This window comes from Salinivibrio sp. PR5 (genome assembly GCF_001996085.1).
GTDB lineage: Bacteria > Pseudomonadota > Gammaproteobacteria > Enterobacterales > Vibrionaceae > Salinivibrio > Salinivibrio proteolyticus.
Genome location: NZ_MUFK01000067.1, coordinates 1 through 9904, shown reverse-complemented (window position 1 = coordinate 9904; position 9904 = coordinate 1). Strand labels below are relative to the sequence as shown.

At 50.3% G+C, this 9904-nt stretch carries 8 protein-coding genes, 4 tRNA genes and 1 rRNA gene; 5 read left to right on the top strand and 8 right to left on the bottom strand.

The genetic code is table 11. The features are described 5' to 3' along the window. The 5 genes from BZG82_RS15375 to BZG82_RS15355 form a co-directional block, all read right to left on the bottom strand. Positions 1-267, bottom strand: a 267-nt coding sequence (locus tag BZG82_RS15375) for a GTP-binding protein (RefSeq protein WP_241837392.1), incomplete at its 3' end; no start/stop codon positions are given. A 104-nt stretch (positions 268-371) separates the two neighbouring features. After that, a tRNA-Thr gene (locus BZG82_RS15370) sits at positions 372-447 on the bottom strand. A 13-nt stretch (positions 448-460) separates the two neighbouring features. Continuing rightward, a tRNA-Gly gene (locus tag BZG82_RS15365) sits at positions 461-535 on the bottom strand. Between the two features lie 37 nt (positions 536-572). Continuing rightward, positions 573-657 (bottom strand) — tRNA-Tyr (locus BZG82_RS15360). A 6-nt stretch (positions 658-663) separates the two neighbouring features. Then, positions 664-739, bottom strand: a tRNA-Thr gene (locus BZG82_RS15355). A 209-nt stretch (positions 740-948) separates the two neighbouring features. On the opposite strand from BZG82_RS15355, the gene coaA reads away from it, so the two are divergent. After that, positions 949-1887 carry a type I pantothenate kinase gene (coaA, locus tag BZG82_RS15350; RefSeq protein WP_069587006.1) on the top strand — a complete coding sequence of 313 codons (939 nt, stop codon included), beginning with the start codon at positions 949-951 and terminating at the stop codon, positions 1885-1887. A gap of 3 nt (positions 1888-1890) precedes the next feature. On the opposite strand, the gene birA is transcribed toward coaA, so the two are convergent. Beyond that, positions 1891-2859: a bifunctional biotin--[acetyl-CoA-carboxylase] ligase/biotin operon repressor BirA gene (birA, locus tag BZG82_RS15345; protein ID WP_077479059.1), complete on the bottom strand. Its 969-nt coding sequence runs from the start codon at positions 2857-2859 to the stop codon at positions 1891-1893. Continuing rightward, entirely contained in the window at positions 2856-3890 is a 1035-nt protein-coding gene (gene murB, locus BZG82_RS15340; protein WP_077479058.1) for a UDP-N-acetylmuramate dehydrogenase, read from the bottom strand. The genes birA and murB overlap by 4 nt, the downstream gene beginning before the upstream one ends. Positions 3891-3917: 27 nt before the next feature. On the opposite strand from murB, the gene BZG82_RS15335 reads away from it, so the two are divergent. The 4 genes from BZG82_RS15335 (at position 3918) to BZG82_RS15320 (ending at position 9303) form a co-directional block, all read left to right on the top strand. Then, complete coding sequence (locus BZG82_RS15335) at positions 3918-4397, top strand: GNAT family N-acetyltransferase (RefSeq protein ID WP_338012755.1); 480 nt, start codon at positions 3918-3920, stop codon at positions 4395-4397. Between the two features lie 113 nt (positions 4398-4510). Further along, complete coding sequence (gene pssA, locus BZG82_RS15330) at positions 4511-5860, top strand: CDP-diacylglycerol--serine O-phosphatidyltransferase (RefSeq protein ID WP_077663519.1); 1350 nt, start codon at positions 4511-4513, stop codon at positions 5858-5860. A gap of 12 nt (positions 5861-5872) precedes the next feature. Beyond that, entirely contained in the window at positions 5873-6517 is a 645-nt protein-coding gene (locus BZG82_RS15325) for an isochorismatase family protein (RefSeq protein WP_077479055.1), read from the top strand. Positions 6518-6717: 200 nt separating this feature from the next. After that, on the top strand, positions 6718-9303 hold the full coding sequence (locus BZG82_RS15320; RefSeq protein WP_077479054.1) for a family 20 glycosylhydrolase: 2586 nt from the start codon (positions 6718-6720) through the stop codon (positions 9301-9303). A gap of 336 nt (positions 9304-9639) precedes the next feature. Here BZG82_RS15320 and rrf read toward each other — a convergent pair. Continuing rightward, positions 9640-9755 (bottom strand): 5S ribosomal RNA (gene rrf, locus BZG82_RS15315). Positions 9756-9904: the final 149 nt, after the last annotated feature.

Sequence of the window (9904 nt, the reverse complement as noted above, 5' to 3'; positions counted from 1 at the left end):
CACGTAGTCGGCGTGCCCTGGGCAGTCAACGTGCGCGTAGTGGCGAGTTGGCGTATCGTATTCTACGTGCGAAGTCGCGATGGTGATACCACGCTCACGCTCTTCTGGTGCGTTATCGATTGATGCGAAGTCACGCGCTGCACCACCGTGTACTTTTGCAAGTACAGTACAGATAGCGGCAGTCAGAGTAGTTTTACCATGGTCAACGTGGCCGATAGTACCAACGTTAACGTGCGGTTTCGTACGTTCAAATTTTTCTTTAGACATGACAGTCCCTCTAAGCACGGTATTTCGGTGGCATTACGACCACACAACCAACAATTAGGTTTGTTGAGTATATATCAAACGGCTTGAAGTTACCTTGGAGAGGATGGTGCTGATAGGCAGATTTGAACTGCCGACCTCACCCTTACCAAGGGTGCGCTCTACCGACTGAGCTATATCAGCACTCTAAAAAGAGTGGAGCGGGCAGCGGGAATCGAACCCGCATCATCAGCTTGGAAGGCTGAGGTAATAGCCATTATACGATGCCCGCAATCGTTTCTCGTAGAGCTATTCAAACAATTTGAAAATGGTGGTGGGAGAAGGATTCGAACCTTCGAAGGCTGAGCCGTCAGATTTACAGTCTGATCCCTTTGACCGCTCGGGAATCCCACCTAATTTTGGTGCCGGCTGCCGGAATCGAACTGGCGACCTACTGATTACAAGTCAGTTGCTCTACCAACTGAGCTAAGCCGGCGACAAGTGCTGCGCATTCTATGCGATGAAATGGGGCCTTGCAATAGGAAAAATCAAAAAAACAGGTGATTTTTTCGCCTGTTGCACAATTTAGGGCTTAATTGTTGCTAAAATAGCCAATCCTAAATAACAACAACGCGGACCACTACTTTTCCTGATACGCAGATTGCGGTATCGTCCACCTCTTTATTGGCTTAAGGCAAACGGACCATGAACGCAACGCTAACGCCTTATTTGTCGTTCGACCGTCAACAATGGGCTGAACTGAGGGATGCAGTGCCCATGACGCTCACCGAAGACGACATTGAACGCCTGCGAGGGCTAAACGAGCACCTCTCAATGGATGAGGTGAGAGATGTTTACTTGCCTCTGTCACGACTACTCAACCTGTATATCAAGTCGCGCAAGAGTCGCACTGAGGTGCTCGACGAGTTTTTGACCCAGCCTGCCTCCAATCATGTCCCCTACATTATTGGGATTGCAGGCAGTGTCGCGGTCGGTAAAAGTACCACTGCACGTTTATTAAAAACCCTACTGACTCGCTGGCCCGATCACCCCAAGGTAGCCTTAGTGACTACCGACGGTTTTTTGTATTCCAACGCGGAGTTGGAAGCGCGTGGATTGATGAAACGCAAAGGCTTTCCTCAATCATATAACATGCGCAAATTGGTGGAGTTTGTGGCAGATGTAAAATCCGGTAAAGCCTGTGTGGAAGCGCCGATATACTCACATTTGGTGTATGACATCACTGGTGAAGTGCAGAAAGTCGAAAAGCCCGATATTTTGATCCTAGAGGGATTGAATGTTCTACAGAGTGGGATGGATTACCCACATGATCCTCATCATGTGTTTATTTCAGATTTTCTCGACTTCTCTATTTATGTTGACGCCGAACCGGCATTGCTCAAACACTGGTATATCGAGCGATTTATGAAATTCCGTCGCGGCGCCTTTTTAGACCCGGATGCGTATTTTCATCACTACACGCGTCTATCGGTTGCCGAGGCCAAAGATACCGCCGCGAGTATTTGGGATGAAATCAACGGGCGGAACTTAATGGAAAACATTCTTCCTACCCGAGAGAGAGCCAGCTTGATCTTAGAGAAAGGCGCTAATCATTCAGTCCAGCGCATACGCGTACGTAAATAACGGTTAGTCATCACGCCTTAGTGAAATTTCTCCCCCTAAATAGGGTGTGATGACGCCATCCACGTCCAGTAACAACGCACCATGCTCATCAATCCCACGCTCAATGCCGCGAACTTCGCGATCCCCCATCAAGAGTTTCACGGGACGCTCTTTGAAATTATCTAATTGCTGCCAATCATCCATGATCCCCGCTAAGCCGGTTTTTTCATAATCGAGCAAAGCTTCTTGTAAACGGCTTATCAATACACTGGCAAGCACGTTACGTGATGGCATCGGCTGACACGCATCGGCCAATCGCGCCCACGGCTGATCAATATGCTCGCTGACGTGCGGTCCCATACCAATATTCAGCCCCATCCCAATCACAAGATGTGCCGCATCACCGGTTTGCCCCGTCATTTCCACTAAGATGCCCGCAAGCTTTTTATCTTGATAATAGAGATCGTTCGGCCATTTTACTTTCACACCGGGCGCGCCCAGTTCATGCAACGCCTTAGTCATCGCCACACCCACCACAAGGCTCAACCCCATCGCAGCCGCTGGTCCCGCATCCAGGCGCCAATACATCGATAGATACAGATTGCTCCCGAACGGTGATTGCCACACACGCCCTCGCCGACCGCGTCCTTGCTGTTGATACTCAGCCAAACACACACTACCTGACGTTAGTTGTCCAACACGTTCCATCAAATACTGGTTGGTAGAGTCAATGACTGGGATAACGGATAAGGCAGGCACATCAGTGTGATCACTTAGCCAAGCTTCATCGAGCAACTCAATCGGTTGCGATAAGCAATAGCCTTTACCTTGCACACGGTAAATATCTAGCCCCCATGACTGCAACACTTTAATGTGTTTGCTGATAGCCGCCCGGCTCATGCCCAACGCGTCTCCTAGCATTTCGCCTGAGTGGAATTCACCGTCGGATAAACGGCCGATAAGGGCTAACCTTGCGCTATGTGTACGGCTCATTGCGCCTCCAAGGTGGTTTCACCCTGTGCGCCCATAAAGCGCACCTCATGGTGTAAGGTGACACCAAACCGCGCCTGTACGTCATCGACCACGCGTTTTGCGAGTTGGACGACGTCTTGGCTAGTGGCATGATCAATGTTAGTCAGCACTAATGCTTGCTTAGGATGGACACGCGCACCGCCTTGTCTCGCTCCTTTTAAGCCACATTGGTCAATTAACCAGCCAGCTGCAAGCTTCGCTTTGCCCTCACCAGCCGGGTACATGGGCATATCGGGATAACGAGTTTGCAAGGTTTGTGCATGCTGTGCATCCACCACTGGGTTTTTAAAGAAGCTCCCTGCATTACCGCATTCCCGTGGATCGGGAAGCTTAGCTTGGCGAATCGCACACACTGCATCAAAAATAGTTTGCGCGGACACCTGCTCACCGTTGAGATCGGCTAACGCTCCATATTTGAGCACTGGCTGCCACGCTTTCGCTAATCGAAATCCCACTTGCGTGATCACCCACCCCGTCATCGCCTCCGTTTTAAAAATGGAGTCACGATACCCAAATTGGCAGGCTTCTCGCGTCAAGCGGCGCGTTTCTTGAGTGCGAGGATTAATGATATCGACATAGTCGCAACGTTCGCAAAACTCGACGCCATAAGCGCCAATATTTTGAATCGGGGCCGCGCCCACACATCCCGGAATAAGGGCAAGATTTTCCAGTCCGGGCATGCCTTGCTCAATCGTCCAAGCAACCAGTTGGTGCCAAGACTGGCCGGCGCCCACATGCAGAAGATAGTCGTGCGGCGTTTCCTCTACCTCAAGACCAGACAAGCGGTTTAGCACCACCACACCCGCGTAATCCTCACAAAACAGCAGATTACTGCCTTCCCCAACGATCAACTTGGGTAAGCTTGCATAGTCTGGATGCTGCCAAATGGCGCATAAGTCAGCAATGCTATGCGCTTCAACCACCGCATGAGCGCGTGCCGGTAAACCAAATGTATGATGGGGTGTCAAAGACACATCAGATAACCACTTCATGAATGCATTACGCTGTCAGGAAACTCAGTGATAGGTATACTACCTGTCCTGCTCGTATTGCGCACCTATTGGACTATGGATAATTATCGTATTCACCCGCTGGAGCCATTGCGTTTTCCATTGGTGGCTCGGCTTTATAAAACTCACTACCCACCGGGCAAACCCAAAAAAGATGAAGTAATTTGGGTGATTGATGGGCCAAATGGCTTGTGTGGCGCTGTACGTTTTCAGCAACGGCCAACCTATCAACTATTAACCGGCATGCTCATTAGCCCAGCGCTACGAGGGACGGGGTTGAGCGATCGCTTACTGACCGACGTCCAAGAGACGATCGCGGCAAAGCCGTGTTTCTGCCTTGCCTTTCGCCATCTCACTGGGCTTTACGCGCGCCACGGTTTTGATGTGGTCGAACGCGAGGCGCTACCCGAGGATCTCGCTACCCGATTTGACAGTTATTGTCACGCCGGCAAAGACTTAGTTGCGATGGCGTATCAGGGGAAAGCGTGATGATAATGGCAAAGCCTAGGATCAGAGATCCGTTGCTTGCCACGATTTCTGGTACAATTCAGGGTTTAGCATCAAACCGCTCGACTCTGGCCGTCGAACAACATGAGGTAACAATGGATTCAGCTAACGCAAATCGGCAGCTAATTGATCGCCTGCCCACCATTGCGCACCAGCCAGAACATCTCGAAACGTTATTAGACGCAGTTTCTTTTAGAGAACGGCTGCTTAGCGAAATTAAAAACGCCAAATCACGTATCTATCTGGTTGCCCTGTATCTACAAGATGATGAGGCCGGACGTAGCGTACTCGACGCTTTGTATGAGGCGAAACAAGCTAACCCCGAGCTCGACATCAAAGTACTGGTTGATTGGCACCGTGCACAACGCGGCCTAATTGGCGCCGAACAATCGGACGGCAATGCGGCTCTGTATCGTGCCTATGCCGAGCGCTACACCCACAAGATTGAAGTCTTGGGCGTCCCCGTGCGAAATCGCGAGGTCTTTGGAGTCTTGCATCTCAAAGGCTTTGTCTTTGATGACAAAGTACTTTATAGCGGCGCCAGCCTCAATGATGTCTATCTCGCGCAGCACGACCGATACCGCTATGACCGCTATCATGTGCTGGCCAATAAAAAGCTCGCCGATACCATGGCAGACTTTATCGTCAACACGCTCACCGCCGACAGTGCCGTTAATTGTCTCGCCTCGCCAGACCGGCCAAATAGTAAAGCGCTTAAGCCCAGTATTCGTGAGTTTCGCGGCCAGCTACAACGCGCAAGCTATCGCTATGACGATGAGCCGATTAGTGAGCATCAGGTTGGATTAACACCGATGGTCGGGCTGGGTAAACGTAAGAACAAACTCAACCGCTATATCTGTCATTTGATTGCCAGCGCGCATCAAGAGTTGGTGATTTGTACCCCCTACTTTAATCCTCCCCGTAGCGTGGTCCGAGAAATCCGTCGCGCGCTGCGCCGAGGCGTTACCGTCAGCATTATTGTCGGTGATAAAACCGCGAACGATTTTTACTCTCCCCCAGAGGCGCCGTTTAAGACTATCTCAGCGTTGCCCTATCTTTATGAAGTGAACTTGCGTAACTTTGCGCGCCGCAATGAAGCCGCCATCGCCAAACGCCAGTTGAACATTCATATTTGGAAGCATGACGACAACAGCTTCCACCTCAAGGGCATTTGGGTCGATCGCCAGTACATGTTGCTGACGGGGAATAATCTCAACCCACGCGCGTGGAAGTTAGATTTAGAAAACGCCATTCTTATCCACGATAAGCATCAACGCCTCGAAGCGCAAAAACAGCAAGAAGTGGATAAGATCCTCGAGCACACGCGCTTGGTCGGTAGCTACAAACATATCGATAAGATGGAAGATTATCCGTTACCGGTAAAGCGGCTGTTAAAGCGGATAAAACGCGTGCGCGCCGATCACTTGCTCAATCAAATTCTATAAAAGGAGCAGGCCATGCGTATCGCCAGAATCGCTGCTATTGATGTGGACCCTCAACGTACCTTTACACCCGACTGCCCAGACGAGTTACCGGTACCCGAGGGAAATCAATTAGGAGCGGCATTGAATGCCCAAGCCGCGCTCGCAGATGTGCGTGTCCTCACCAAGGACGCCCATCCGGCTAACGCGGTTTGGGTGGTTGACGATGCTGCCGATATGCTCCAACCGCTTTCGTATAAAAACGCGGATCTCACCTGGGTCAAACACGCGGTTCCCGGCACCAAAGGGTTCGAAACCATTGACGACTTACCTCCTGTCACCGAATACGACTATGTGGTTTGGAAAGGGGTCGAACCCGACTTACATCCCTATGGTGCGTGCTTTCATGATATTGAAGAGAAGCTCAGCACCGGCTTGATTGAATGGCTGCACAGCCAAGAGGTAGAAACCGTCATTGTCGGTGGTTTGGCAACCGATTATTGCGTCAAAACCACTGCCATCCAGCTGAAAAAGCGCGGTCAGTTTGACGTGATTGTGAACCTTGCCGCGTGTCGTGGTATTCACCCACAAACAGTCGCCACCGCCTGTGACGAGATGCTGGATATAGGTATCAAGTTAGTCGATAGTCAGTTGGCATTAGGCTGTTTAGTCCCCCGTTAATTTGTATCGCAGCGACAGAGTACTCTCTCGCTGCGATCGTCCTCGCGCCTTGAGTGCAAACACAGGCTTAAACGGACCATTAAGTTTGAGTCCTTAGACAGAAATGCACTTTAATCGACAAGATTGCTAGGCTTCTTGATTGCTATCCCCTACTGTCCCATTAACTATTTTCACAATAAAAAATAAGTTTGGAGGATAGCATGCTCAAACCTACCGTACTGGGTCTCCTTATCGGCGCTTCATTATCTAGCACCGCTTGGGCGATGCCTGCATCGCAGCTTGATGCACTCGGAAACGGCCTCGATGTGCAATACCAAGTCATTGATAATACGCAAGATGACTGGCGTTCTTTTACGGGCAACGTCGCCTTTACCAACCAAAGTACTCAGACACTGCCTAAAACGGGCTGGGCGATTTATTTCAGCCACATTCGCATGATCAAGTCGATCGACACCGATCAACTTAAAGTCTCACACGTCAATGGGGATCTCTTCAAACTCGAACCCACAGATAGCTTTGTTCCGCTTGCTCCCGGTGATCAGTTAGTGGTTGGCTTTAATGCCTCTGACTGGCAAGTCGCTAAATCCGATATTATGCCGAATTGGTATTTAGCCTCCGACGATGAAGCTGGCACGCATACCGCATTGATTACCAGCACCAGTAACCACAAAAATGGCCAAGTGCCCACCAAACCGGATGATGAGCTCACCTTTGTCGGTGACTTTGACGCTCCCGCACAGTGGAAACGTTACGGCGGTGCACTCACCGACCATTATGACCCGTTCACGGCCGAACAGCGCTATGTACGCAATGCCGATTTGTCGTTGGTGGATACCCAAGGACACGTGCTTCCCACACCTGCCAGTCGCATTGAGAAAAATGGCCATATCACCCTCGATAGCGAGTGGACCGTGGTCTACGACAACGGCTATCAAGCACAAGCTCAATGGCTTGCCGATCAGCTTGGCATTTCAGCCACCGACTGGGCACCTACTAATCAAAAAGTTATTCATGTGGGGTGGGGAAAAGTCACCCTTAATGGAAGCGACCAGTGGCACGAAGCTTATCGCCTAGATGTGCAACCTGAGCAGCAACGTATTGACATCGACGCCCCTGATCAAGCGGGTGCCCTGTACGCTGCACAAAGCCTGCTACAACTTAAAACCGGCGAGACACTCAAGGCGGTGACGCTAACCGATGCACCGCGCTTTGCTTACCGTGGCCTGTCTGTAGATGCGGCGCGAAACTTCCGCAGCAAAGAGGCGATCTTAAAGTTACTCGACCAAATGTCCGCACTGAAACTCAACAAGCTCCATTTACGTCTCAGTGATGATGAAGCGTGGCGTATTGAGATCCCAGCCCTACCAGAACTGGCAGACATCGGTAGCAAACGCTGTCATGACTTGTCAGAAACCCGCTGCGTGTTGCCCTTCTTAGGCGCAGGGCCTGACGGCACCGAAGCATCCAATGGGTATTACACTACGGAAGATTATCAAGCGATTCTGCGTAAGGCAGAGGCACTCAATATCACCGTCATTCCAGAAGTAGATATGCCAGGTCACGCGCACGCGGCCATTAAAGCGATGGAAGCGCGTTACCACAAGTACATGGCACAAGGTGATGAAGCCAAAGCGAAAGAATATTTGCTCACGGACTTTGAAGACGACACGCAATACCTTTCTGTGCAAATGTTCACAGACAATGCGATGAATGTTTGTATGGAATCCAGTTATCGCTTCGTCGATACAGTGGTTGCGGCGCTCGTCGATGCGCATCGAGACATACAGCCGCTCGATACATTCCACTTTGGTGGTGATGAAATTGCCGGTGCTTGGAAAGAGTCACCCGTCTGTCAGACCTTTATTGCAGACAACAATGCAGGTGTGAACAGTGTTGACGATCTGAGTCAGTACTTTGTCGAACGTATTTCGCACATTACCCAACGTCATCAGCTCGATCTCGGTGGTTGGGAAGATGGCCTCATGCACAACAACAAGGTCTATCCACGCGCACAACTTGCCAATGAGCACGTCTATGGCAATGCGTGGCAAAATATCTGGGAGTGGGGCGTTGCCGATCGCGCCTATAATCTCGCCAACAATGGCTATGGGGTTATCTATAACCAAGCCACACACCTCTATTTTGACCACCCCTATGAGCCAGACCCAAGTGAGCGCGGCTATTATTGGGCCCCCCGTTTTACCGACACCCGTAAGACGTTTAGCTTTATGCCCGATGATCTCTACGCTAACGCAGATGCAAAACGCAATGGTGCACCTATCACCAAACAAGAGGTACTAGACGCTGCCACCGTGAAAACACTGACGCGTCCAGAAAACGTGCTCGGTTTACAGGCATCTATTTGGAGTGAAACCATTCGCTCCGATGGCCAATTTGAATCCATGACCTTCCCTCGCCTCTTCGCCATGGCTGAGCGAGCTTGGCACCGTGCCGAGTGGGAAGCAAGCACTCAAACCGGACAAGAGGCGAATCAAACCAAGCGCAACATTGATTACAACCTCTTTGCCAATCAGTTAGCGAACTACTGGTTCCCACAACTAGAGCAACAGGGTGTTGGGTTCCGCTTACCCGTTCCGGGTGGGGTGATAGAAAGTGGTATATTGAAAGCGAACTCGCCATTCCCTGGACTCACCATTGAGTACTCAACTGATAGTGGTGCAAGCTGGCAGACCTATGATGCGGCAAACGCTCCTCACGTCAGCGCCCCGGTACAGCTACGTACCATTTCAGGTGAGCGCGTAAGCCGAGTCAGTAAAATTCAATAATCGAGCTATTACATAGCTGAAAAGACAAAGCCCCGTCGACAAGACGGGGCTTTTTATTGGATCTTGGGTAAGTAGAAAATGAAATGCTATCTACTTAGCAGGCAGTCTAAAGCAAGGCATAAAGGGCAAGAGCTTTATTGATCTTCCAAATACAAAAAAGCCCCGACCGTCAGGTCAGGGCTTAATATTTTCTCATCAAAGTCTTACGCATATCCGCTTTGATGATTAAATTGTGTCTGTGTGACGGGAGTTTTGAAGCGAGACGCGCAGTGTAGTCAGTACATGAGCACCGTAGCTATCAAAAATCGCAAGCAACAGTCACAATTTATAATCAAAGCCTGGCGATGTCCTACTCTCACATGGGGAGACCCCACACTACCATCGGCGCTGCTTCGTTTCACTACTGAGTTCGGCATGGARTCAGGTGGGTCCAAAGCGCTATGGTCGCCAAGCAAAATTTTGTTTTGTCTTCACTTTTTTAAAAGTGAAAACCATCAAYCTAGAAAGCTGTTCGTTCTCGCCACAATCAACTGGCTTATTTTAAGTCCAACCCAAAACCTCTTGGGTGTTGTATGGTTAAGCCTCACGGGCAATTAGTACA

What these genes read in the sequence shown, in the direction of transcription:
- coaA (WP_069587006.1), top strand. Translation starts at nt 949, where the DNA reads ATGAACGCAACGCTAACGCCTTATTTGTCGTTCGACCGTCAACAATGG.
- birA (WP_077479059.1), bottom strand. Translation starts at nt 2,859, where the DNA reads ATGAGCCGTACACATAGCGCAAGGTTAGCCCTTATCGGCCGTTTATCC.
- murB (WP_077479058.1), bottom strand. Translation starts at nt 3,890, where the DNA reads ATGAAGTGGTTATCTGATGTGTCTTTGACACCCCATCATACATTTGGT.
- BZG82_RS15320 (WP_077479054.1), top strand. Translation starts at nt 6,718, where the DNA reads ATGCTCAAACCTACCGTACTGGGTCTCCTTATCGGCGCTTCATTATCT.
- BZG82_RS15325 (WP_077479055.1), top strand. Translation starts at nt 5,873, where the DNA reads ATGCGTATCGCCAGAATCGCTGCTATTGATGTGGACCCTCAACGTACC.
- pssA (WP_077663519.1), top strand. Translation starts at nt 4,511, where the DNA reads ATGGATTCAGCTAACGCAAATCGGCAGCTAATTGATCGCCTGCCCACC.